Origin of the sequence: Flavonifractor sp. AGMB03687 (genome assembly GCF_017811815.1) — a bacterium.
Taxonomy (GTDB): Bacteria; Bacillota; Clostridia; order Oscillospirales; family Oscillospiraceae; genus Flavonifractor.
Genome location: NZ_JADKZI010000001.1, coordinates 478738 through 502224, shown reverse-complemented (window position 1 = coordinate 502224; position 23487 = coordinate 478738). Strand labels below are relative to the sequence as shown.

At 62.7% G+C, this 23487-nt stretch carries 28 protein-coding genes, 2 tRNA genes and 1 riboswitch; of the genes, 26 read left to right on the top strand and 4 right to left on the bottom strand.

Translation table 11 applies throughout. The annotated features are described in order from the left end of the window. Nucleotides 1-59 precede the first annotated feature (59 nt). On the bottom strand, nt 60-887 hold the full coding sequence (locus J9789_RS02425; protein WP_209341945.1) for a metallophosphoesterase: 828 nt from the start codon (nt 885-887) through the stop codon (nt 60-62). 73 nt (nt 888-960) lie between these two features. Here J9789_RS02425 and J9789_RS02420 point away from each other — a divergent pair, with 73 nt between their 5' ends. Both J9789_RS02420 and J9789_RS02415 read left to right on the top strand, forming a co-directional pair. Further along, nucleotides 961-1641, top strand: coding sequence for a DUF421 domain-containing protein (locus tag J9789_RS02420; protein ID WP_209341943.1), 681 nt, complete (start codon nt 961-963; stop codon nt 1639-1641). Next, nucleotides 1638-2018: a DUF4363 family protein gene (locus tag J9789_RS02415; RefSeq protein ID WP_209341941.1), complete on the top strand. Its 381-nt coding sequence runs from the start codon at nt 1638-1640 to the stop codon at nt 2016-2018. Before J9789_RS02420 ends, J9789_RS02415 begins: the two co-directional genes overlap by 4 nt. Nucleotides 2019-2066: 48 nt before the next feature. On the opposite strand, the gene nrdR is transcribed toward J9789_RS02415, so the two are convergent. Then, the gene (nrdR, locus tag J9789_RS02410) at nt 2067-2522 is read right to left on the bottom strand and encodes a transcriptional regulator NrdR (RefSeq protein WP_209341940.1); all 456 of its coding nucleotides are present in this window, start codon (nt 2520-2522) and stop codon (nt 2067-2069) included. A 179-nt stretch (nt 2523-2701) separates the two neighbouring features. On the opposite strand from nrdR, the gene J9789_RS17240 reads away from it, so the two are divergent. From J9789_RS17240 to J9789_RS02340, 15 genes are all read left to right on the top strand, one after another. After that, a complete protein-coding gene (locus J9789_RS17240; protein WP_280842567.1) occupies nt 2702-2830 on the top strand; it encodes a hypothetical protein in 129 nt (42 codons plus the stop codon). A 124-nt stretch (nt 2831-2954) separates the two neighbouring features. Then, a tRNA-Gln gene (locus J9789_RS02405) sits at nt 2955-3028 on the top strand. Between the two features lie 121 nt (nt 3029-3149). Continuing rightward, the gene (locus J9789_RS02400) at nt 3150-3374 is read left to right on the top strand and encodes a hypothetical protein (protein WP_209341929.1); all 225 of its coding nucleotides are present in this window, start codon (nt 3150-3152) and stop codon (nt 3372-3374) included. Between the two features lie 250 nt (nt 3375-3624). Beyond that, entirely contained in the window at nt 3625-3855 is a 231-nt protein-coding gene (gene acpP / locus J9789_RS02395) for an acyl carrier protein (protein WP_087339930.1), read from the top strand. A gap of 57 nt (nt 3856-3912) precedes the next feature. Then, nucleotides 3913-4344, top strand: coding sequence for an acetyl-CoA carboxylase biotin carboxyl carrier protein (accB, locus tag J9789_RS02390; RefSeq protein WP_209341927.1), 432 nt, complete (start codon nt 3913-3915; stop codon nt 4342-4344). A 4-nt stretch (nt 4345-4348) separates the two neighbouring features. Further along, nucleotides 4349-5734, top strand: coding sequence for an acetyl-CoA carboxylase biotin carboxylase subunit (accC, locus tag J9789_RS02385; RefSeq protein ID WP_209341925.1), 1386 nt, complete (start codon nt 4349-4351; stop codon nt 5732-5734). Next, nucleotides 5731-6597 carry an acetyl-CoA carboxylase, carboxyltransferase subunit beta gene (gene accD, locus J9789_RS02380; RefSeq protein ID WP_209341923.1) on the top strand — a complete coding sequence of 289 codons (867 nt, stop codon included), beginning with the start codon at nt 5731-5733 and terminating at the stop codon, nt 6595-6597. Before accC ends, accD begins: the two co-directional genes overlap by 4 nt. Beyond that, a complete protein-coding gene (locus J9789_RS02375) occupies nt 6587-7408 on the top strand; it encodes an acetyl-CoA carboxylase carboxyltransferase subunit alpha (protein ID WP_209341921.1) in 822 nt (273 codons plus the stop codon). Before accD ends, J9789_RS02375 begins: the two co-directional genes overlap by 11 nt. After that, nucleotides 7405-8355, top strand: coding sequence for a beta-ketoacyl-ACP synthase III (locus J9789_RS02370; protein ID WP_209341919.1), 951 nt, complete (start codon nt 7405-7407; stop codon nt 8353-8355). The genes J9789_RS02375 and J9789_RS02370 overlap by 4 nt, the downstream gene beginning before the upstream one ends. 50 nt (nt 8356-8405) lie before the next feature. Beyond that, a complete protein-coding gene (locus J9789_RS02365; protein WP_209341917.1) occupies nt 8406-9332 on the top strand; it encodes a DUF561 domain-containing protein in 927 nt (308 codons plus the stop codon). Further along, the gene (fabD, locus tag J9789_RS02360) at nt 9329-10255 is read left to right on the top strand and encodes an ACP S-malonyltransferase (protein ID WP_209341916.1); all 927 of its coding nucleotides are present in this window, start codon (nt 9329-9331) and stop codon (nt 10253-10255) included. The genes J9789_RS02365 and fabD overlap by 4 nt, the downstream gene beginning before the upstream one ends. Nucleotides 10256-10259: 4 nt before the next feature. Continuing rightward, nucleotides 10260-11003 (top strand): 3-oxoacyl-[acyl-carrier-protein] reductase, encoded by a 744-nt coding sequence (fabG, locus tag J9789_RS02355; protein WP_209341915.1) that lies wholly within the window; start codon nt 10260-10262, stop codon nt 11001-11003. 174 nt (nt 11004-11177) lie between these two features. Then, the gene (gene fabF / locus J9789_RS02350; RefSeq protein WP_209341914.1) at nt 11178-12419 is read left to right on the top strand and encodes a beta-ketoacyl-ACP synthase II; all 1242 of its coding nucleotides are present in this window, start codon (nt 11178-11180) and stop codon (nt 12417-12419) included. A 5-nt stretch (nt 12420-12424) separates the two neighbouring features. Next, a complete protein-coding gene (fabZ, locus tag J9789_RS02345) occupies nt 12425-12859 on the top strand; it encodes a 3-hydroxyacyl-ACP dehydratase FabZ (protein WP_209341906.1) in 435 nt (144 codons plus the stop codon). Between the two features lie 66 nt (nt 12860-12925). Beyond that, a complete protein-coding gene (locus tag J9789_RS02340; RefSeq protein WP_209341904.1) occupies nt 12926-13378 on the top strand; it encodes a MarR family transcriptional regulator in 453 nt (150 codons plus the stop codon). A 44-nt stretch (nt 13379-13422) separates the two neighbouring features. Here J9789_RS02340 and J9789_RS02335 read toward each other — a convergent pair whose 3' ends face one another. Then, nucleotides 13423-13626, bottom strand: coding sequence for a PTS ascorbate transporter subunit IIC (locus J9789_RS02335; RefSeq protein WP_209341902.1), 204 nt, complete (start codon nt 13624-13626; stop codon nt 13423-13425). Between the two features lies 1 nt (nt 13627). After that, nucleotides 13628-14653, bottom strand: coding sequence for an SPFH domain-containing protein (locus J9789_RS02330; RefSeq protein WP_209341900.1), 1026 nt, complete (start codon nt 14651-14653; stop codon nt 13628-13630). Nucleotides 14654-14843: 190 nt separating this feature from the next. Here J9789_RS02330 and J9789_RS02325 point away from each other — a divergent pair, with 190 nt between their 5' ends. The 9 genes from J9789_RS02325 (at nt 14844) to J9789_RS02285 (ending at nt 23459) form a co-directional block, all read left to right on the top strand. Beyond that, nucleotides 14844-15521, top strand: a complete 678-nt coding sequence (locus J9789_RS02325) for a response regulator transcription factor (RefSeq protein ID WP_209341894.1) — start codon at nt 14844-14846, stop codon at nt 15519-15521. After that, the gene (locus J9789_RS02320; RefSeq protein ID WP_209341893.1) at nt 15518-16777 is read left to right on the top strand and encodes a HAMP domain-containing sensor histidine kinase; all 1260 of its coding nucleotides are present in this window, start codon (nt 15518-15520) and stop codon (nt 16775-16777) included. Before J9789_RS02325 ends, J9789_RS02320 begins: the two co-directional genes overlap by 4 nt. Nucleotides 16778-16835: 58 nt before the next feature. Next, nucleotides 16836-17699 carry a 16S rRNA (adenine(1518)-N(6)/adenine(1519)-N(6))-dimethyltransferase RsmA gene (rsmA, locus tag J9789_RS02315; RefSeq protein ID WP_209341892.1) on the top strand — a complete coding sequence of 288 codons (864 nt, stop codon included), beginning with the start codon at nt 16836-16838 and terminating at the stop codon, nt 17697-17699. 185 nt (nt 17700-17884) lie between these two features. Further along, complete coding sequence (pckA, locus tag J9789_RS02310) at nt 17885-19492, top strand: phosphoenolpyruvate carboxykinase (ATP) (protein WP_209341889.1); 1608 nt, start codon at nt 17885-17887, stop codon at nt 19490-19492. Nucleotides 19493-19688: 196 nt separating this feature from the next. Continuing rightward, nucleotides 19689-20204, top strand: a complete 516-nt coding sequence (locus tag J9789_RS02305; RefSeq protein WP_209341887.1) for a CarD family transcriptional regulator — start codon at nt 19689-19691, stop codon at nt 20202-20204. A 67-nt stretch (nt 20205-20271) separates the two neighbouring features. After that, nucleotides 20272-21012, top strand: coding sequence for an N-acetylmuramoyl-L-alanine amidase (locus tag J9789_RS02300; protein ID WP_209341885.1), 741 nt, complete (start codon nt 20272-20274; stop codon nt 21010-21012). Between the two features lie 302 nt (nt 21013-21314). After that, a complete protein-coding gene (locus J9789_RS02295; RefSeq protein ID WP_209341883.1) occupies nt 21315-21467 on the top strand; it encodes a hypothetical protein in 153 nt (50 codons plus the stop codon). 110 nt (nt 21468-21577) lie between these two features. Next, nucleotides 21578-21654, top strand: a tRNA-Arg gene (locus tag J9789_RS02290). A 227-nt stretch (nt 21655-21881) separates the two neighbouring features. Further along, a riboswitch (glycine riboswitch) is annotated at nt 21882-21979 on the top strand. Between the two features lie 115 nt (nt 21980-22094). Next, a complete protein-coding gene (locus tag J9789_RS02285; protein ID WP_209341881.1) occupies nt 22095-23459 on the top strand; it encodes a sodium:alanine symporter family protein in 1365 nt (454 codons plus the stop codon). Nucleotides 23460-23487: the final 28 nt, after the last annotated feature.

Below are 23487 nucleotides of genomic sequence, written 5' to 3'. Positions count from 1 at the left end.
GCCGTTTTTGACGGTCAATGCGCCCCGAATGTCTCAAAAATTTAAATTTAACCTCATAATTATTTTGGTGGCTCCACGTCCACCACCACCAGCTCCGGCCGGTTGAACAGGCGGGGCACCCGGGTGCTCTCCCGGGCCAGGCCCCGGCTGACGATGAGGGTGGTGTTGCCCAGCTCATAGCGGCCTCCGGCGTAGGAGGGGAACATCCCCTGATTGGGGGCCAGCACCCCGTTGATGAGGCCGGGCAGCCGCCACTGACCCCCGTGGGCGTGGCCCGCCAGCACCAGGTCGAAGCCGCTGCCGGCGTAGTCGGTCACCCGCTCGGGCCGGTGGGTCAGCAGGATGGAGAAGTGATTGCCGTCCAGACTGCTGCTGGCGGTGGACAGCTGCCAGTGCCACCGCTCCTCCCCCGCTTCCGGGTCGTCAATGCCGCCGATCTGTACCATCTGCCCGCCCGCCGCGGCACAGACACAGTCGCCGTCCAGCACCACCGCGCCGCAGGCCTCCACCAGCCGCTTGATCTCCGCCAGCCGACCGGTGCGGTATTCATGGTTGCCCGAGGCATAGTACACCGGCCAGCGTTCGGCCAGCTTCTGGATGGTAAGCAAGGCCCGCCATTCCTCCATCCGGGGCTCGTCATCCACAATATCGCCGCACATCAGCACCAGGTCCGGGTCCTGCTCCGCCACAGCCTTCAGCAGATCCTTCTGGTTTTTGCCGTACCGGCAGGCGTGGAGATCGGTGAGCACTGCCAGACGGATGGGCATCTCCACCTTCTCGCTCTCCACCGTATAGTGCCGCACCGCCAGGCGCACATCCAGGGCCGCCAGCAGAATACCGGCCGCCGCGCTTCCTGCGGCCAGGGCAGCTACTGTCTTTTTCTTCATTTGGTTCCTCCTTCTGCATATCCGTTTCCCTCCCGGCCATACTGAAGATATCGCTGTCACGGGAGGTCATTGCATGGTCATCGCGTTCCTGCGCACCATCATTCTCTACGTCTTTATCATCGCCGGCATCCGGCTCATGGGCAAGCGCCAGGTGGGGGAGCTGGAGCCCTCCGAGCTGGTGCTGGCTCTGCTCATCGCCGATCTGGCCGCCGTCCCCATGCAGGACTTCGGCATTCCCCTGCTCACCGGCCTTATCCCCATTCTCACCCTGCTGTGCCTGACCATGGCCCTGTCGGTGCTCACCATGAAGAGCGTCAAATTCCGGGCGGTCCTCTGCGGACGGCCCAGCATCATCGTGGAAAACGGCAAGCTGCGCCAGGGGGAGATGCGGAAAAACCGCTTTACCCTGGATGAGTTGATGGAGGAGCTGCGGATGAAGGGGGTCACCGACCTGTCCACCGTTAAATACGCCATTCTGGAGACCAACGGCCAGCTGTCCGTCCTTCCCTTTGCCGCCCAGCAGCCCCCCACCGCTCAGGACCTGGACCTCCATCTGCCGGAGCCCGGCCTGCCGGTGGTGCTTATCAACGATGGCCGGCTGATCCGCCGCAATCTGCTGACCCGAGGCTTCAATGACCAGTGGCTGGAAAAGCAGCTGAAATCCCACAAGGTGGACCGGGTCCAGGATGTGTTCCTGATGACGGTGGATGAGACCAACCAGGTCTGTCTCATTGAAAAGGAGGTGGGCCAATGAAGCGGCTCTGGATCGCGCTTGCCCTGCTGGCCGCCCTATTGTGCGGCACCCTGCTCCACACCTGGTCCCTGGGAGGCTTCACCCGGGGGCTCACCCATTCCCTGGAGCAGGCTCAGGACCTGGCCCGGGCCGACCGCTGGGAGGAGGCCAATTCTCTCACCCAGGAGGCCCTCCAGACCTGGAGCGGTCGGGACGTCTACCTCCATGTTCTGCTGCGCCACGCCGATACCGACCAGATCTATGCGGGGTTTCAGGAGGTGCTGGCCCTGCTGGAGAGCCGGGAGTACGGGGAGTACGCCGCCGCCAACGCCCGGCTGGTCACCCAGATCGGGCTGCTCAGCGAGGCCGAGCAGCTCACCCTGAAAAATGTCCTGTAAATGGGCAGGAGGGGGCGCCGCAGCGTCCCCTCCTCTTCTCCATTCACATCACTTTTCCGCCAGCAGCTTATTGAGCTCCTCCATAAAGGTGCTGATATCCTTGAACTGGCGATACACCGAGGCGAAGCGGACATAGGCCACCTCGTCCACGCCCTTCAGCCGCTCCATCACCAGCTCGCCGATGCGGGCGGTGGGGATCTCCCGGTCCATCTCGTTCTGGAGGACCTGCTCGATCTCGTTGGCCATCTCCTCCAAAGTGGCAAAGGCCACAGGCCGCTTCTCACAGGCCCGGATCATGCCGTTGAGCAGCTTGGTCTTGTCAAAGGTCTGGCGGCTGCCGTCCTTTTTAATGACCATCAGGGGCAGGCTCTCCATGGTCTCATAGGTGGTAAAGCGCTTATGGCAGGCCAGACACTCCCGGCGGCGGCGGATGCTGGAGCCCTCGTCCGAGGGACGGGAATCCACGACCTTGCTCTCCGGGTGGGCGCAGTACGGGCACTTCACAGCGGCAGACCTCCTTCTATCTCCCTGCGGCGGGTTTGTCCCCCGCCAACATATAGTGGCTATACACAGAGCATTATACCATAAGCTGTTCCCGGTTGGTATCCCTAAAATTACAAAGTTTTTGCATACACCAGGAAAAAAGCGGGCAAGCTAAGAACGGTGAAAGCGAGGTGAGCGCAATGCAGAACCAGTACAACGACCAGAAGAAGTCCCGCAACCAGAACCCTGCTCCCCAGGACTGCAAGCATCCCCAGAGCAAGAAGCAGGAGCAGCCCCAGGATAAGACCGGTGATCCCAACCGTCATTGATCCCTTTCCCGTGGGCCGGGTTTTCCCGGCCCACAAATTTTTTTAATTTTTTTCAAATTCCCTATTGACTTTTTTTCTGCTTTTGCTATAATAACACCTGCGCTTGCGAGTGCGACAACGAAATAGCGGGATTGTGTAAGGGTAGCACAGCAGACTCTGACTCTGTATGTGAGGGTTCGAATCCTTCTCCCGCTGCCAAAGCGAGACAGCCTATGGCTGTCTCGCTTTTTTATTTTTGGTACCTCCGCCCCGCCCCCGGCGTATACTGGGACTGTGAGGGGCAAGCGCCCGTCACGAATTTGATTGGGGGTACTTCATTATGTGCTGTAACAACCGGAATCGCTGCTGCTGCCGCTGCTGTGGCTGCTGCTCCTCCTCCGAGAACAACGGGAATAACAATTCCCTGTTCTCCAACCTCTCCATCTCCATGGAGTCCGGGAATGGCACCGGCCTGCCGGTGTATCTCACCATCCCCGCTTTCCTGTGGGGCAACACCCAGGAGGAGGACGACGACAGCTCCTGCGGCTGCCGCTGCTGCCGCTGAACCCCGCGCCGCCCCATCCGGGGCGGTTACTTACCCCCAATCTCCCCTGCGGCCTCCCGCCGCAGGGGATTTTTTGATCCAAATCCGGTCATTTTCCCGTCCTCGCTTAAATTTGACCCCTGTGGTTTCCAAAAAAAGTCTTGACAAATCCGCGCCGCCTGCTAAAATATGCTTAAATTATTTTATTTAAAAATTTTTAAGTAAAATAATTTAACTAAATTTTTTGAATTAGTTTGTGAGGAGCATTATCATGGATTTCGAGAAGATTAAGGATATCATTGTGGAAACCCTCAGCTGCGACGCCGACAAGGTGACCCCCGAGGCCCGTCTGGCCGAGGACCTGGAGGCCGATTCCCTGGCCGCCGTGGAGCTGTCCATGGCTCTGGAGGAGGCCTTCGGCGTGACCATCGCCGACGAGGACCTGCCCAACATGAAGACTGTGGGCGACCTGATGAAGTACATCGAGGATCACGCTGAGTAATGAGGAAGAAAACGGGCATCGGTGCAAACCGATGCCTTTTTTCCGAAAGGAGCCGCTATGACCAACCAAGAAATCTTTGAGCTGATGGCCCGTTTTGACGCCAGCGGCATCACTACCTTCAAGCTGACTACCAAGGACTGCACCCTGGAGCTGGGCAAGGGCGGCGCCGCCGTCCTCCCCGCCGCCGCTCCTGCCGGTGTGCCCGCACCCGCTGCGGCTGCCGCTCCCGCCCCTGCAGCTCAGACCGAGGGTCCCTGCATCACCGCCCCCCTGGTGGGCACCTTCTATGCCGCCTCCGCCCCCGACGCCGCTCCCTTTGTTCAGGTGGGCGACAAAGTGAAGAAGGGGCAGACCGTCTGCCTCATGGAGGCCATGAAGATGATGAACGAGGTCCACGCCCCCTGTGACTGCACCATCGAGGCCATTCTCCAGGAGGACGGGGCGCTGGTGTCCTTCGGCGATCCCCTCATCCGCTATCGGGAAGGGTGAGCCCATGTTCAAGCGTATTTTGATCGCCAACCGGGGCGAGATCGCCGTCCGGGTGTTCCGGGCCTGCCGGGAGCTGGACATTGAGCCCGTTGTGGTCTATTCCCAGGCGGATTCCGAAGCCCTCCACGTGCAGCTGGCGGAGCAGGCCTACTGCATCGGCCCCGCCCGCTCGGCGGACAGCTACTTAAATGTGGACGCCATTCTCACCGTGGCCCAAGCCACCGGATGCGACGCCATCCACCCCGGCTACGGCTTCCTGTCTGAAAACGCCGACTTTGCCGACGCCTGCGCCCAGGCGGGCATTGCCTTCATCGGCCCCTCCGGCGACGTGATCCGGGCCATGGGCAACAAGGCCGCCGCCCGCAAGCTGATGGTGGCCGCCGGTGTGCCGGTGGTCCCCGGCTCCGACGGGGCGGTGGACACCGCCGAGGAGGCCAAGGCTCTGGCCGACTCCATCGGCTACCCCGTGCTCATCAAGGCTGCCGCCGGCGGCGGCGGCCGGGGCATGCGCCGGGTGTTCGAGCCCGACCAGCTGATCCCCTTCTTTGAGGAGGCCCGCAGCGAGTCGGTGGCCTGCTTCGGCAGCGGGGAGATGTATCTGGAAAAGCTGATCCTCAACCCCCGGCACATCGAGTTTCAGATCCTGGCCGACTCCCAGGGCCACGTGATCCAGCTGGGCGACCGGGACTGTTCCATCCAGCGGCGCAACCAGAAGCTGCTGGAGGAGTCCCCCTCCAAGGCCCTCACCCCCGAGCTCCGGGAGAAGATGGGCGCCGCCGCCGTGGCCGCCGCCAAGGCTGCCCACTATGAGAACGCCGGCACCATTGAGTTCGTGCTGGACCAGGAGGGCAACTTCTATTTCATCGAGATGAACACCCGCATCCAGGTGGAGCACCCGGTCACCGAGCTGGTCACCGGCATGGATCTGGTGCGGGAGCAGATCCGCATTGCCGCCGGCCTGCCTCTCTCCCACACCCAGGAGGAGGTCACCCTCAACGGCCACGCCATTGAGTGCCGCATCAACGCCGAGGACCCGGCCAACGACTTCCGGCCCTGCCCCGGCAAGATCGACTTCGTGCACCTGCCCGGCGGCTGCGGCGTGCGGGTGGACACCGGCCTGTACACCGGCTACACCCTGCCCCCCTACTACGACTCTCTGATGGCAAAGCTCATCGTCCACGCCCCCACCCGGCTGGAGGCCATCCGCCGGATGCGCCGGGCTCTGGAGGAGCTCATCATCGAGGGTCCTGCCAACAACACCGATCTGCTCCACCAGATCATGCACCACCCCGACTTCATCCGGGGCAACTACACCACCGGCTACCTGGAGGCCAACATGGACACCCTGCTGGCCTGGAGCCGCAGCGGAGAGGAGGAACCTAAGGCATGAGCAACGTCTTTGCCCAGCGGCGCCAGAAGCTGCTCTCCCTGAAGGCTCTCCGAGGCAACTCCCCCGTCCCCGCCCACACCGAGGAGACCTGTCCTGCCTGCGGCGGCACCTTCCGCCGCCGGGATCTGGTCATGGCCCGGTATGTCTGCCCCCTGTGCGGCCACCACTACCCGGTGGGCGCCTACTACCGGCTGAGCCTGGTGCTGGACAAGGGCACCTTCCGGGAACTGGAGCCCGCCCTGTCCTCCAACGATCCCCTGTCCTTCCCCGGCTATGCCGCCAAGCTGGAGGGGGCCCGCCGCCGCACCGGCATGAACGAGGGCGTGGTCACCGCCACCGGCCGCATCAACGGCCAGAAGGTGGCCATCGGCGCCCTGGACAGCCGGTTCTTCATGGGCAGCATGAGCGCCGCCTTGGGCGAGAAGGTCACCCGGCTGGTGGAGTACGCCGAAAAATATAAGCTGCCCCTCATCCTCTTCTCCGCCAGCGGCGGAGCCCGGATGCAGGAGGGCATTCTGTCCCTGATGCAGATGGCCAAGACCTCCGCCGCCCTGGAGCGGTTCTCCCGCAAGGGCGGGCTGTACATCTCCGTGCTCACCCATCCCACCACCGGCGGCGTCACCGCCAGCTTTGCCAGCCTGGGCGATATCATGCTGGCCGAGCCCGGCGCCCTCATCGGCTTTGCCGGGCCCCGGGTCATTGAGCAGACCATCGGCGAGAAGCTGCCCGAGGGCTTCCAGAGCGCCAAGTACCTGCTGGAGCACGGCTTCCTGGACGCCATCGTCCCCCGGGCCCAGCTGCGGGACACCCTGATCCAGCTGCTGAAACTCCACGGGAAAGGAGGGAGCGACCGTGGCAAATAATCTCACACCCGCCCAGCGGGTGGCCCTGGCCCGCCATCAGGACCGGCCGGGCACCGCCGACTTCATCTCCGCCCTCTTCACCGATTTCTTTGAACAGCGGGGCGACCGCCTGTGCGCTGACGACGGCAGCATCCTGGGCGGCGTGGCCCTCTTCCATGGCCAGCCGGTCACCGTCATCGGCCACCGGAAGGGCCGCACCCTGGAGGAGCACCTGGCCTACCACTTCGGCATGCCCTCCCCCGAGGGCTACCGCAAGGCCCAGCGGCTGATGGAGCAGGCGGAGAAGTTTCGCCGCCCCGTCATCACCTTCATCGACACCCCCGGCGCTTACCCCGGCCTGGAGGCCGAGGCCCGGGGCCAGGGCGAGGCCATCGCCCGTACCCTGGCGCTCTCCTCCGCCCTCACCGTCCCGGTGATCTCGGTGGTCACCGGCGAGGGCGGCAGCGGCGGCGCCCTGGCGTTGGGCGTGGGCAACCGCGTGCTTATGCTGGAGAACGCCGTCTACTCCGTCCTCTCCCCCGAGGGCTTTGCCGCCATCCTGTGGAAGGACTCCTCCCGCAGCGACGAGGCCTGCGACGTGATGAAGCTCACCGCCACCGACCTGCTGGAGCTGGGCGTCATCGACGCCATTATCCCCGAACCGCCTGAGGGTGCCCACACCGACCTGCACCGGGTTTGCAAGGCGCTGGACGCCGTCCTGGTGAAGGAGCTGGCCGCCCTCAACAAGATGAACGGCCAGGCGCTGGCCACCCAGCGCTACAAAAAATTCCGCCTGATGGGCAGCAAGGCCCCGAGAAAGGAGCGCCCATGAACGGAATCAAACTGCTGAGCACCGGTTCCGCCCTGCCCCGGCAGGCGGTGACCAACGACGACATGGCCAAGCGGGTGGACACCAGCGACGAGTGGATCGCCAGCCGCACCGGCATCCGCAGCCGCTACCACTGCACCGAGGGGGAGAGCCACACCACCCTGTGTCTGGCCGCCGCCAAGCAGGCTCTGGAGCGTTCCGGCATCGGTCCGGAGCAGATCGGGGTGTGCATCGTGGCCACCCTGTCCCAGGATTTTCTCACCCCCGCCGCCGCCTGCATCCTCCAGCGGGATCTGGGCTTCCCGGAGGACACGGTGTGCTTTGACCTGAATGCCGCCTGTTCCGGCTTTGTATACGCCCTCCACACTGCCGAATGCCTGCTGGCCGCTTCCGCCCGGAAGTACGGCCTCATCGTGGGCGTGGAGGCTCTGAGCCGCATCACCGACTTCACCGACCGTGGCACTTGCGTTCTCTTCGGAGACGGCGCCGGAGCCGCCGTGGTGGAGTGGCGGGAAGATTATCCCTCCCTCCACGCCGTGCTGGGCTGCCGGGGCAATCAGGAGGCTCTGTATGTGCCCGGTGCCAACAGCACCGATCCCTCCTACATCCACATGGACGGTAAGGCGGTGTTCCGCTTCGCCGTGGAGGCCCTTCCCCACTGCGCCCGTCAGGTGGTGGAGAAAGCGGGCATCACCCTGGACGATGTGGACCGCTTTGTGTTCCACCAGGCCAACCAGCGCATCATCGACTTCGCGGTGAAAAAGCTGGGAGCCGATCCGGCCAAGTGCACCGGCAATATCGCCCGCACCGGCAATACCTCCGCCGCCAGCGTGCCCCTGCTGCTGGATGAGCTGGTCACCTCCGGCCAGCTGACCTCCGGCCAGAAGGCCCTGTGCGTGGGCTTCGGCGGCGGTCTGACCTGGGCGGGAGCCCTTTTGGAATTGGCATAAAACGGCGGGGCGTCGAGGACGCCGCCCGTTTCTTTGATAAGGAGCTTACTATGAAACTGAACGAACTGTTGGGGATCGAATTCCCCATCATCCAGGGCGGCATGGCCAACGTGGCCACCGGCGCTTTTGCCGCCGCCGTGTCCAATGCCGGTGCGCTGGGCCTCATCGGCTCCGGCGGCATGGACGCCGACGCCCTGCGCCATGAGATCCAGGTGGCCAAGTCCTCCACCGACAAGCCCTTCGGCGTCAACCTGATGCTGATGAATCCTCACATCGAGGATCTGGCCAAGGTCGTGGTGGAGGAGGGCGTCCAGGTGGTGACCACCGGCGCCGGCAACCCCGGCAAGTACGTCCCCGCCTGGAAAGAGGCTGGCATCAAGGTCTTCCCCGTGGTGGCCGCCCCCATCCTGGCCAAGCGTCTGGAGCGCTATGGCATTGACGGCATCATCGCCGAGGGCACCGAGAGCGGCGGCCACGTGGGCGAGATGACCACCATGGCCCTGGTGCCTCAGGTGGTGGACGCGGTGAGCGTGCCCGTCATCGCCGCCGGCGGCATTGCCGACGGCCGTCAGATGGCCGCCGCCTTCGCCCTGGGGGCCTGCGGCGTGCAGATCGGCACCTGCCTGCTGGCCAGCGAGGAGTGCCCCATCCACGACAACTACAAGCAGGCCGTGGTGAAGGCGGGCGCCAACGATACCACTGTCACCGGCCGCACCGGCGGCGCCCCCGTCCGGGTGCTCAAGAACAAGATGGCCCGGGAGTACCTGCGCATGGAGAAGCAGAACCTGCCTCTGGAGGAGATGGAGAAGCTGACTCTGGGTTCCCTCCGCCGGGCCGTGTTTGACGGCGATTTGGACACCGGCAGCTTTATGGCCGGTCAGGTGGCCGGCATGGTGAAGGAGGTCCGTCCCCTGCGGGCCATCTTTGAGGACATGATGAGCGGCTGTCAGGCCGTTGTGAAAGGACTGAACGTATGAGCCTCGCGTTTCTGTATGCCGGACAGGGCAGCCAGCACCCCGGCATGGGCGCCGACCTCTATGAGGCCCACCCCGTGTTCAAAGAGGTGCTGGACAGTGCCGACGTGGACTTTGACCTGAAAACCGTCTCCTTCACCGACCCCGACGGGGTGCTGAACCAGACGGAGTACACCCAGCCCTGCATGGTGGCCTTTGCCGCCGGCATGACCGCCATTCTCTCCCAGCTGGGCATCACCCCCGACTACGCCGCCGGTCTCAGCCTGGGCGAGTATTCCGCCCTCCAGGCCGCCGGGGTATTCACCCCCGCCCAGGCCATCTCCCTGGCCGCCTTCCGGGGCAAGGCCATGGCCTCCGCCTGCGCCGGTATGGCCTGCGGTATGACTGCCGTGCTGGGCCTGGATCGGGAGAAGCTGCAGCAGGCCTGCGACCAGGCCGCTGACGCCGGTGTGGTGGAGATCGCCAACTACAACTGCCCCGGCCAGCTGGTCATTGCCGGTCAGAAGGAGGCGCTAGACAAGGCCTCCGCCCTGGCCAAGGAACTGGGCGCCAAGCGCTGCCTGCCCCTGAAGGTCAGCGGCCCCTTCCACACCTCCCTGCTCCATCCCGCCGGCGACGCCCTGCGGGAGAAGTTCCAGAGCGTCACCTTTGGCCAGATGGCCTTCCCGGTGCTCTTCAACTGCCTGGGCCATGAGATGGGCGAGAACGACACCATCCCCGCCCTGCTGGAGAAGCAGGTCCAGTCCTCCGTCTACATGGAGGACACCATCCGCCGTCTGGAGGCGCTGGGTGTGGACACCATCGTGGAGATCGGGCCGGGCAAGGCCCTCAGCGGCTTTGTGAAGAAGACCGCTCCCTCCATCAAGACCTACGCCGTGGAGACCTGCGCCGACATTGAGGCCCTCTCCGCCGCTTTGAAAGGATAACTGTATGAGCATGAATGGAAAAATCGCCGTGGTCACCGGCGGCAGCCGGGGCATCGGCAAGGCCATCTGCCTGGAGCTGGCCCGCCGTGGGGCCAACGTGGTGTTCTCCTACGCCGGCAACACCGCCGCCGCTGAGGAGACTTTGGCCGCCCTTAAGGAGCTTGGCGTGGAAGCCCGTGCCGTCCAGGGCAGCGTGGCCGACCCCGCCGCTGTGAAGACCCTGATGGACACCGCCGTGAAAGAGCTGGGCGGCCTCCATATCCTGGTGAACAACGCCGGCATCAACCGGGACAACCTGGCCATGATGCTGAAGGAGGAGGACTTCGACGCGGTCATCGAGACCAACCTGAAGGGCGCCTTCCTGTGCATGAAGGCCGCCGCCCGGCCCATGATGAAGGCCCGCTACGGCCGCATCATCAACCTGAGCTCCGTGGTGGCTCTCCGGGGCAATCCCGGCCAGATCAACTACTGCGCCAGCAAGGCGGGCGTCATCGGCATGACCAAGTCCCTGGCCAAGGAGCTGGGCGGACGTGGCGTCACCGTCAACGCGGTGGCTCCCGGCTACATCGCCACCGACATGACCGCCGCTCTGCCGGAGGCCGCCCGGGAGGCCATGCTGTCCACCATCCCCGTCGGCCGGGCCGGCACTCCCGAGGATGTGGCCGCCGCCGTGGCCTTCCTGGCCTCTGATGAGGCATCCTACATCACCGGGCAGGTCCTTTCCGTCGACGGCGGAATGGGCATGTGATGAAGAAGCGGTAAGCCGTCGTGAGCAGCCCGGATGGACCGGAGCGAGGGCGAGCGCAGGGCCGCATTGCGGCCCGCAGACCAGCCCGAGACGGAGGGAAGCCGGGCGTCGCGAACAGGCGAACCGTGACAATACGTTAACCGCCTATCTCTATTAGGAGGAATATAATCAATTATGGAAAAACGCAGAGTAGTCATTACCGGCATGGGGACCGTGAACCCCCTGGGCCACAACGTGGCTCAGACCTGGCAGGCCGTCCGGGACGGGGTGTGCGGCATCGCCCCCATCACCCACTATGACGCTTCCGCTCAGAAGGTCCACCTGGCCGCCGAGGTCAAGGACTGGGACCCCACCTCCGTGCTGGACAAGAAGGAAGTGCGCCACATGGCCCGCTTCTCCCAGCTGGCCATGGCCTCCGCCAAGGAGGCGGTGGCTGACAGCGGCCTGGACCTGGAGTCCCTGGACCGCACCCGCTGCGGCGTCATTGTCTCCAGCGGCGTGGGCGGCATCGCCCTCACCGAGAGTGAGCAGATGCGCTGCTCCGAGAAGGGCTTTGACCGGGCCTCCCCCTTCTACATCCCCTCCACCATCGCCAACATGGGCGCCGGCCTCATCGCCATCGCCTTTGGCTTCCAGGGCATGTGCACCTGCCCCGTCACCGCCTGCGCCGGCGGCTCCAACGCCGTGGGCGACGCCTTCCGCCACATCCGGGACGGCTACGCCGAGGTGATGCTGTGCGGCGGCGCTGAGGCTGCTGTCACCCCCCTGTCCATGGGCGGCTTTACCACTATGCGGGCCCTCCACGTGGGCGACGACCCCAACCGTGCCTCCATTCCCTTTGACGCCCAGCGCTCCGGCTTTGTGATGGGCGAGGGCGCCGGTATCCTGGTGCTGGAGGAGTATGAGCACGCCAAGGCCCGCGGGGCCAAGGTGTACGCTGAGGTGGTGGGCTACGGCGCCACCTGCGACGCCTACCACATGACCGCCCCCGCCCCCCACGGAGAGGGCGGCGCCCGGGCCATGGCCCAGGCTTTGGCCGACGGCGGCGTGGCCCCCGAGCAGGTGGGCTACATCAACGCCCACGGCACCTCCACCCCCCTGAACGACTCCGGCGAGACCGACGCCATCAAGACGGTGTTCGGCGACCACGCCTACAAGCTGGCGGTCAGCTCTACCAAGTCCATGACCGGCCACATGCTGGGCGCCGCCGGCGCGGTGGAGGCCATCTTCTCCGCCCTCACCCTGAAGGAGGGCTATCTGCCCGCCACCATCCACTATCAGGAGCCCGATCCCGCCTGCGATCTGGACTATGTGCCCAACGAGGGCCGGGAGGCTCAGGTGGAGTACGTGCTGTCCAACTCGCTGGGCTTTGGCGGTCACAACGCCTGCGTCCTGTTCAAAAAGTGGGAGGGTTAAACGCTATGGAACTGAACTCCAATCAGATTGCAGAGATCCTGCCCCACCGCTACCCCTTCGCCCTGGTGGACCGCATCGTGGACGGCGAGTCGGGCAAGTGGGCCAAGGGCATCAAGTGCGTCACCGTCAATGAACCTTTCTTCCAGGGCCACTTCCCCCAGTACCATGTGATGCCCGGCGTGCTCATTATTGAAGCTCTGGCTCAGGTGGGGGCTGTGGCTATGCTCTCTCTGCCGGAGAACAAAGGAAAGCTGGGCTTCTTCGGCGGCATCAAGAACGCCCGGTTCCGCCGTCAGGTCACCCCCGGCGACGTGCTGGAGCTGGAGTGCGTCATCACCAAGCAGAAAGGTCCCGTAGCCGTGGCAGAGGCGAAGGCCACGGTAGACGGCGTCCTGGCCGTGTCGGCGGAGCTCACCCTCGTCCTGGGCAAGGATTCCTGATTGCCCTTCCCTCCGCTTTTTGCTATAATACGGATGAAAAAGATACTGTTTTGCGGAGGCGCGGGCATGCTGGAAGAAAAATTTGAGATTGTGTATACGAAATTCAAACTTCATTTTTACCAGGAGATCTTTGAGCGCTTTCAGAATCGGGAGGCCAGTCTGACCACGGTGGAGACCTTCGCCATGGAGACCATTCAGGCACTGGGGTCCCCCACCATCAACGAGTTTGCCTCCTTCATGCGCATTTCTCCCCCCAACGCGGCCTACAAGATCAACAGTCTGATCCGCAAGGGCTATGTTCAGAAGATCCAGTCGGAGCACGACAAGCGGGAATATCACCTGCAGGTGACCCAGAAGTACAAGGAGTACTACAACATCAGCAACGACTACGTTCATGTGGTCACCGAGCGGATGCGGGAACGCTTCACCCCCGATGAGTGCGCCAAGCTGGAGGAGATGCTCACCATCATCAGCAAAGAGCTGATGCCGGAGATCCGCCTGGGCTCCGCCGAGGCCTAAACCCAATCAAAAAGGACGTGCTGCCATGGCAGCACGTCCTTTTTTCATTCGATATCCAGTTCCGGAGGCACGTCGATCTGGTCAGACACATATTTTCCGTTCTTCTTGCGCTGCCGGACGCACTCGGTGAGCAGATACTCGATCTGCCCGTTCACCGAGCGGAAATCGTCCTCCGCCCAGGCTGCAATGGCCGCATACAGCTTGGGGGACAGGCGCAGGGGCACCTGCTTCTTGCCGTCCGCCGCCATATCAGTACAGGCTGCCGGAGTTGACCACCGGCTGGGCGTCCCGGTTGCCGCAGAGCACCACCAGCAGGTTGGACACCATGGCGGCCTTCCGCTCCTCGTCCAGCTCCACCACCTGCTTCTCGCTGAGCCGCTCCAGAGCCATCTCCACCATGCCCACGGCGCCGTCCACGATCATCTTGCGGGCGTCGATGATGGCGCTGGCCTGCTGGCGCTGGAGCATGACCGCGGCGATCTCGGGGGCATAGGCCAGGTAGGTGATGCGGGCCTCAATGATCTCCAGACCAGCCTGTGCCACCTTGCTCTGGATCTCCTCCTTGATGCGGGCGGCCACCACCTCGCTGGAGCCCCGCAGGCTGCCCTCGTCAGCCACACCGTCGCCGGTGGTGTCCACGTTGGGGGCCACGTCGTAGGGATAAATGCGCACAATATTGCGCAGGGCGCTGTCACACTGGAGGGACAGGTACTCCTTGTAGTTGTCCACATCAAACACCGCCTTGGCGGTATCCACCACCCGCCACATGACGGCGATGCCGATCTCCACCGGGTTGCCCAGGCAGTCGTTGATCTTCTGCCGGTTGTTATTCAGGGTCATGATTTTCAGGGAGATCTTCTTGCCGGCGGCCTGGGCCTCCGCCTTCTTCTCCGCCTTACCGCCGTCCACATCGCCGCTCTGGTTCAGCTTGGTCTGGGCCGCGGGATTGACGCCGGAGCAGAAGGGATTGACGTAGTAGAAGCCCTCCCCCTTCAGGGTGCCGATGTACTTGCCGAACAAGGTGAGCACCAGGGCCTCCTGGGGCTTGAGCACCTTCAGACCGCACAGGAAGATCCAGCCCAGGGCCAGCCAGGCGATACACACCACCATCACCATAATGGCCAGCGGATCGGGCCCGCCGAACCAGGCGGACTCAGCGGCTTCCTCCCGAATGGCAGCCCAGATCAGGGCCGCTACCGCCACCACATACAAGGCCAGAATGAGCAGCAGCATGGGCATGCCCTTTTTCTTGCCGTCCAAAATCTTCTCTTTCATGTGAGCACCTCCGTTCTCTTTTTGATATCAAAATCATATCACCAATATATCGGGCTGTCAATCCATTTTGTTAACACTCTGTAAAACCTTTTTTTGTTTCGTTTTACTATAATCTTTTCCGAGAAATTTCAGGATGGAAAGGTATCCTTGGAGCAGCAAACCTGAATCCACACAAGAAAGGAACCTACAAATGCGAGTTTTGATTGTTGAAGATGAGCGGCGGCTGGCGGAGGCCCTGGGGCAGATCATGGCCGAGCAGCGCTATCAGGCCGATGTGGTGTATGACGGGGCGGACGGTCTGGATTACGGCCTTACCGGACAGTACGACGTCATTATTCTGGACGTGATGCTGCCCAAGCTGGACGGCTTTGAGGTGGCCAGCCGGCTGCGCCACGCCCATGTGTCCACCCCCATTCTGATGCTCACCGCCCGGGATGAGATGCCCGACAAGATCGCCGGACTGGACCACGGTGCCGACGACTACATGACCAAGCCCTTTGACATCGGGGAGCTGCTGGCCCGGGTACGGGCCCTCACCCGCCGCCAGGGGGAGGTCATCGGCGAGCATCCGCTGGCCGGGGACCTCCCCCTGGAGCTGTCCACCCGCTGCCTGCGGTGCGGTTCCAAATCGGTGCGGCTGGGCTTCAAGGAGTTTGACGTGCTGCGGCAGCTGATGGTCCACCCCCGCTCGGTGGTGCCCAAGGAGGACATCATCGCCCGGGTGTGGGGCCTGGAGTCAGACGCGGAGGACAACAACGTGGAGGTTTACATCTCCTTCCTGCGGAAAAAGCTTCTCTTCCTGGAGTCCACCGTGGGTATTGGCACGGTGCGTAAGGTGGGCTACTATCTGGAGGTGCCTGTCTCATGATCAAGCGGCTGCGGTGGCGCTTTATCCTCATCAACCTGCTGCTGGTGGGGCTTGTGCTGACGGTGGTGCTGATGCTGCTGCTGGCCTCCAACGCCCGGCGGCTGGAAAATCAGAGCACCGCCGCCCTCTACATGGTGCTCAGCCGCCAGGACGGCGAAACGCCGCCCCGCTTTGAGATCGGCGTGCCCGACCTGGAGGGCGGGAAATCGGGTAATGACCGCAACGCCTCTCTGATCCCCGTCTTTTCCGTCACCTTGGAGGACGGGCAGGTCACAGACATCAACGACGGCGGGCAGGTGAATGTATCGGAGGAGACCGCCCTGCAGGCCGCTCAGGAGGCCCTGGCCACTAGGCAAGACCGGGGGGTGCTCCCCAGCCTGGGCCTGCGCTTTCTGATGGAGCACACCCCGGAGGGGACCACCCGTATCGCCTTTGCAGACCAGACCTGGGAAAGCAGCACCATGCGTACCCTGCTGCTGTCCTGTCTGCTGATCTGGCTGCTGGCCATGGCCGCCTTTTTCTTTGTGGGGCTCTTCCTCTCCTCCCTGGCTCTCCGGCCGGTGGAGAAGGCCTGGAAGCAGCAGCGGCAGTTCGTGGCCGACGCCTCCCACGAACTCAAGACCCCCCTCACCGTGATCCTGGCCAACACCGGCATTGTACTGGCCCACCCGGACGAACCGGTCTCCACCCAGGCCAAGTGGCTGGGCTACACTCAGGAGGAGGCCCGCCAGATGAAAGGGTTGGTGGAGGACCTGCTCTTTCTGGCCAAGTCGGACAACGCCCGGCTGGCCTCCCACCCCACCCAGGTGGATCTGTGCCAGCTGATCCAGGGCTGTCTGCTCCCCTTTGAGTCGGTGGCCTTCGAAGCGGGGGTCTCCCTGGAGTCCCAACTGGAGCCCGGCCTGACCCTGACGGGGGACGAGGGGCAGCTGCGGCGGATGGTCCGCATCCTGCTGGACAACGCGGTAAAATATGCCGGTCCCCCCAATCCCGCCGTCACTGTCACCCTGGCCCGGCAGCAGGACAAGCTGCGCCTTACCGTCCACAACACCGGCGAGCCCATCCCCCCGGAGCACCTGCCCCACCTGTTTGAGCGCTTCTATCGGGCGGACCCCTCCCGGGACCGGAGCCAGGGGGGCTACGGCCTGGGGCTGGCCATCGCCAAGAGCATTGTGGAGACCCACCGGGGCAAGATCTCGGTGGCCAGCAGTGCCACCAGCGGCACCACCTTCACCGTCCTGCTTCCCCGGCGGTAGGCTTGTATTTTGGGCCGGTTTCCCGTATACTGATGTCAATACGTGTGCGAGGTGGATTATGGATCTCTGCAACAGCAATGACATCAAGGCCCTGCTGGGCCGCCACGGCTTCCGCTTTTCCAAGAGCATGGGCCAGAACTTTCTCATTCAGGGCTGGGTCCCCCGGGACATCGCCGATGCCTCCGGCGCCGACCAGACCTGCGGCGCCCTGGAGATCGGTCCGGGCATCGGCCCCCTCACCGTCCAGTTGGCCCAGCGGGCGGGCAAGGTGGCCGCCATTGAGCTGGACCGGGATCTGCTGCCCATTCTGGGGGAGACACTGGCCCCCTATGACAACGTAACCGTCATCCCCGGGGACGCCATGAAGCTGGATCTGGCCACCCTGGCCGCCGAACAGTTCCCCGGGCTCACGCCCGTAGCCTGCGCCAACCTGCCCTACAACATCACCACCCCCGTCATCACTGCCCTCATTGAGGCGGGCTGCTTTGCCTCCATCACGGTGATGATCCAGCGGGAGGTGGCCAAGCGGATCTGTGCCGAGCCCGGCACCAGCGATTACGGTGCCTTCTCTCTCTTCTGCCAGTATTACACCACACCGGAGTACCTGTTTGAGGTGCCCCCGGAGTGCTTCCTGCCCGCTCCCAAGGTGACCTCGGCGGTGATCCGCCTGGTCCCCCGGACCGAGCCCGCCCAGACCCTGGTCAGCGACAAGCGGTTCTTCCAGGTGGTGAAGGCCTCCTTCGCCCAGCGCCGCAAGACCCTGCTCAACGGCCTGTCCGCCGCCTTCGGCGACCGGCTGAGCAAGGACCAGCTGCGGCAGGCCATCGCCGATGCCGGACTGCCGGAGAGCGTCCGCGGCGAGCGTCTGGGCATCCCGGAATTTGCCGCTCTGGCCCAGGCCATCCAGTCCCTGGGCGGCTGAATCTTCAACTCCGAACGGGGCAGTTTGAAACTGTCGAAATGTAAAATTGCAAAATCGCACGAGATAGAGGAATTGACATTATATCCAAATCTGTGTATGATTAGTGCATAGCATTTGGCAGTTCCAGGGTTTGTCCGCCCCATCGGAGCCCCTGAGAGATCAATACGGGAAAGAGGTCATGCATTATGGCAAACATTGATTTGAATCAATACGGCATCACCGGCGTCACTGAGATCCTCCGCAATCCCTCCTATGAGGTCCTGTTCCAGGAGGAGACCCGCCCCGACCTGGAAGGCTATGACAAGGGCCAGGTCACGGATCTGGGCGCCGTTAACGTCATGACCGGCATCTATACCGGCCGCTCCCCCAAGGACAAATTCATCGTTATGGATGACACCTCCCGTGATACCGTGTGGTGGACCTCCGACGAATTCAAGAACGACAACAAGCCCGCTTCCAAGGAGGCCTGGGAGGCCTGTAAGGCTCTGGCCATCCAGGAGCTGTCCAACAAGAAGCTGTACGTCATGGACGTGTTCTGCGGCACCAACAAGGACACCCGCATGGCCATCCGCTTCATCATGGAGGTGGCCTGGCAGGCCCACTTCGTGAAGAACATGTTCATCCAGCCCACCGCTGAGGAGCTGGAGAACTTCACCCCCGATTTCGTCTGCTACAATGCCTCCAAGGCCAAGGTGGAAAACTACAAGGAGCTGGGTCTCAACTCCGAGACCGCCGTGGTCTTCAACCTCACCTCCCGGGAGCAGGTCATCCTGAACACCTGGTACGGCGGCGAGATGAAGAAGGGTATGTTCTCCATGATGAACTACTTCCTGCCCCTGAAGGGCATGGCCTCCATGCACTGCTCCGCCAACACCGACATGAACGGCGAGAACACCGCTCTCTTCTTTGGCCTGTCCGGCACCGGCAAAACCACCCTGTCCACCGATCCCAAGCGTCTGCTCATCGGCGACGACGAGCACGGCTGGGACGACAACGGCGTCTTCAACTTTGAGGGCGGCTGCTACGCCAAGGTCATCAACCTGGATAAGGAGTCCGAGCCCGACATCTACAACGCTATCAAGCGCAACGCCCTGCTGGAGAACGTCACCGTGGACGAGAACGGCAAGTGCGACTTTGACGACGGCTCCGTCACCGAGAACACCCGTGTCTCCTACCCCATCGACCACATCGAGAAGATCGTCCGGCCCGTGTCCGCCGGCCCTGACGCCAAGAACGTGATCTTCCTGTCCGCCGACGCCTTCGGTGTGCTGCCTCCTGTGTCCATCCTGACCCCGGAGCAGACCGAGTACTACTTCCTGTCCGGCTTCACCTCCAAGCTGGCCGGCACCGAGCGGGGCATCACCGAGCCCACCCCCACCTTCTCCGCCTGCTTCGGCCAGGCCTTCCTGGAGCTCCATCCCACCAAGTACGGTGAGGAGCTGGTGAAGAAGATGGCCAAGTCCGGCGCCAAGGCCTACCTGGTCAACACCGGCTGGAACGGCACCGGCAAGCGCATCTCCATCAAGGACACCCGCGGCATCATCGACGCCATCCTGGACGGCTCCATTCTGAAGGCGGAGACCAAGACCATCCCCTACTTCAACCTGGCCGTTCCCACCGCGCTGCCCGGCGTGGACACCAATATTCTGGACCCCCGCAACACCTACGCCGATCCCACCGAGTGGGACACCAAGGCCAAGGATCTGGCCGCCCGCTTCGTGAAGAACTTCGCCAAGTACACCACCAATGACGCCGGCAAGGCTCTGGTAGCCGCCGGTCCCAAGGTGGACTGAGTCTTTTACATATGTCTCTTCAAAGGCCTGCCCCGGGATGCCGGGGCAGGCCTTTTTGTCGTCCTCCTGCGCGTTGTGCACAAATACGCGCCCTTCTATATTCATAAAAGTGCATAAAGTTTTGCATTTCTACTTCTGATTCCTGGAAAATCGCATCAAAAAATGCTAAAATAGAAGAAACAGAAAGGAGGATCCCATGTATCAGGTTGGAGATTATATCGTCTATGGCACCAGCGGCGTCTGCCAGGTGGCGGCGATCGGCACTCAGGCTGCAAAGACCGGCACCCAGCGCACCTACTACACCCTGCGGCCGCTCTACAGCACTGAAACCATCTACGCCCCGGTGGATGCCCCGGTATCCATGCGCCCGGTGTTGACCAAAAGCGAGGCGGACGCCCTGATCCAGCAGTTCCCCTCCATCTGCGGCGACCCCATCGGCGGCAACAACACTCAGCTGCTGATCCACAGCTATCAAAACGCCTTCCAGTCCAACCGGTGTACCGATCTGGTCCGGCTGCTCAAGGCCATCCACACCAAGGATACCGCTGCCCGCAAGCAGGGCCGCCGCCCCGGCAAGGTGGAGGAGCGTTACCGCAAGCGGGCGGAGGAACTGCTGTACGGCGAGCTGTCTGTTTCCCTGTGTCTGCCTCCGGAGGAGGTACCCAACTACATCCGCCACAGCCTGGAGTCCTCCCCCAAGGAAGCGGGCTGACCGGCGCTTCTTCCATTGTCATGACCTCCCTTTTGCGCATAGGATGGGCAAAAAGGAGGTCATTTTTATGCCCATTATCTACCTCTCCCCTTCCACCCAGGAGAACAACCTGTATGTGAACGGCGGCACAGAAGAGGAGTGGATGAACCGCCTGGCCGACGCCATGGAGCCCTACCTCACTGCCGCCGGCATCCGTTTTTCCCGCAATACCCCGGATATGACCGCCCTGTCCTCCATCCGGGCCTCCAACGCGGGGAACTACGATCTCCACCTGGCCCTCCACTCCAACGCCGCTCCTGAGGAGCAGTACGGCCAGGCACGGGGCGTTCTGGTCTTCTATTACCCAGGCTCCGCCGAGGGCAAACGGGCCGCTCAGCTCATTGCCAACGGCCTCAAAACCATCTACCCGCTGCCCAACAAGGTGCGGGCGGAGTCCACCACCTCCATCGGCGAGGTGCGCCGGGTGCGGGCCCCCGCTGTCTTCCTGGAGCTGGGCTACCACGACAACCCCGACGACGCCGCCTGGGTGCAGAACAATCTGGATGCCATCGCCCGCAACATCGTGCTCTCCCTGACAGAGTACTTCGGCCTGCCCTTCCTGGAGCCTCAGTCCCCCCGTTCCGCCGTGGTGGACGTCTCCTGGGGCTATCTGAACATCCGGGATAAGCCCGCTACCACTGCCGCCGTACTGGCCAAGGCCTACGACGGCACTCGCCTCACCGTGCTCAACCAGTGGGAGGACTGGTACGTGGTGAAGCTGGACGGCATGGTGGGGTGGGCCAACAGCGCCTTTATCACGCTGCTGTAGCAAACCCACTCGTTCATAATTCGTTCACAGTAAGTTCCGAAAGGGTTCACCACTTCAGGTGGGAATCTGATATCATAAGATGCGTCAGGATACCAAAGATAACAAAGACATTACTCCTCCTCTCTTCTCTCTTTTCAACGCACTACCCACTGTTCCCCGCAGGGCGGCAATCGCTCCCTGTGGGGAACAGACCAAAACTCCCGCGCCTCTGTTTTCAGGGGCGCGTTTTTTGATGCCTGCTGTATCCTTTTCCCCCGGGCTGGCTATACTGAGAAGGCAGACCTGCCGGAGGAGGTGATACAATGGCTTACGTGGACCCGGCGATCCGCCCTCAGTTTGATTCCATGCCGCCCCACCTGCGGGAGCACATCCTCAGCATGGGCATCCGGCTGGAGACCATGGCCGACCTGATGGGCTGCCTGGAGCGCATCATCGCCCAGGAGGGGAAGAAATAGCCCTCCCAAAAATTTTTTCGAGAAATTTCAATTTTCCTCTTGCATTCTGTCTGAACCTGTGCTAATATAAATGAGCTGTCAGCGAGAGCAAATAAAACTTCAGTTGATATGCGGCTGTAGCTCAGTTGGATAGAGTGTTTGGCTACGAACCAAAAGGTCGGGGGTTCGAATCCCTTCAGCCGTACCAGGAAAGGCAATCACTTCGGTGGTTGCCTTTCCTATTTTTATTTTCTGTTTCTTTTTCCCTGGAAGTGCTTGACAACACCGCTTTACCGTGTTATAGTTCTGCTTATCAAATCGGACGGACATTCGTCCGCCGTATAGCGACAAGGGAAGTCCACAGGAAAAAGCCGCAAGGCTTGCCGAAGGAGCAAAACTCTCAGGTGTTTCCCCCGGGAAATGAAGACTGTGGATGGATGTGGCTCTGGAGAAGTCCCCCCAGCGGGGATGCCGAAGGTGCAACGCGCTCGCAGGAGCACGAATCTCTCAGGCAAAAGGACAGAGTGGATCGCAGCGACATCCGGTTCAGACCGGATGTCTTTGTGCTGTATTTCAGAGCCAAACCGTAGTGTGTGCGGTTTGGCTCTTTTCTTTGCCGCAATCCCAACGGAAAGAGGAGAGAGTACAATGGAATGGATCGAAGGACTGGTGGGCGCGGTCAACACCGTGCTGTGGGATTACGCGCTGCTGTTCCTGCTGGTGGCCACCGGCATCTACTTTACGGTGCGGCTGGGCTTTGTTCAGCTGCGTAAGTTCGGGGAGGGCATGCGCCGGCTGTTCGGCGGATTCTCCCTGAAGGGCGCCCGGGCGGGCAAGGAAGGCATGTCCTCCTTCCAGGCCCTGACCACCGCCATCGCCGCTCAGGTGGGCACCGGCAACATCACCGGCTGCGCCACCGCCCTTTACTCCGGCGGCCCCGGCGCCATCTTCTGGATGTGGCTGTCCGCCTTCTTCGGCATGGCCACCATCTACTCTGAGGCCCTGCTGGCCCAGAAGTTCCGCACCGTAGACAAGGACGGTCACGTCACCGGCGGCCCCATCTACTACATCCGGGCCGCCTTCCAGGGGAAGTTCGGCAAGTTCCTGGCCAGTTTCTTCTCCGTGGCCATTATCCTGGCCCTGGGCTTTATGGGCAACATGGTCCAGTCCAACTCCATCGGCGACGCCTTCCACACCGCCTTCGGTATCCCCAAGCTGGCGGTTGGCATCGTGGTGGCGGTCATCGCCGCCTTCATCTTCCTGGGCGGCGTGCAGCGCATCGCCTCCTTCACCGAGAAGATCGTTCCCATCATGGCCCTGTTCTACATCGTGGGCTGCATCGTGATCCTGTGCATCAACCACAACGCTCTGCTCTCCGCCCTGCGCTCCATCTTTGTGTGCGCCTTTGACCCCCAGGCGGTGCTGGGCGGCGCTCTGGGCCTGACCATGCGGGAGGCCATGCGGTACGGCGTGGCCCGGGGGCTCTTCTCCAACGAGGCCGGTATGGGCTCCACCCCCCACGCCCACGCCATGGCCAAGGTGGAGAAGCCCCAGGACCAGGGCGTCATCGCCATGATGGGCGTCTTCATCGACACCTTTATCGTGCTCACCCTGACCGCACTGGTCATCCTGTCCTCCGGCATGCTCCAGCCGGTGAACGGTCCCCTCCAGGGCACCGCTCTGGCTCAGGCCGCCTTCAACGCCGCCTTCGGCTCCTTCGGCAACGCCTTCGTGGCCATCTGCATGCTGTTCTTCGCCTTCTCCACCATCATCGGCTGGTATTTCTTCGGCGAACTCAACGTGAAGGCCCTCTTCGGCAAGGGCGCCGTCAAGGTGTACGCCGTCATCGTGGTGGTCTTCATCGTCATCGGTTCCACCCAGAAGGTGGACCTGGTGTGGTCCCTGTCCGACATGTTCAACGGACTGATGGTACTGCCCAACCTGATCGGCCTGCTGGCCCTCAGCTCTCTGGTGGTCAAGATCAGCCGCAGCGGCGACGGTCTGCACCGGTAACTGTACAACAAAAGGAACGCGCTGCCTG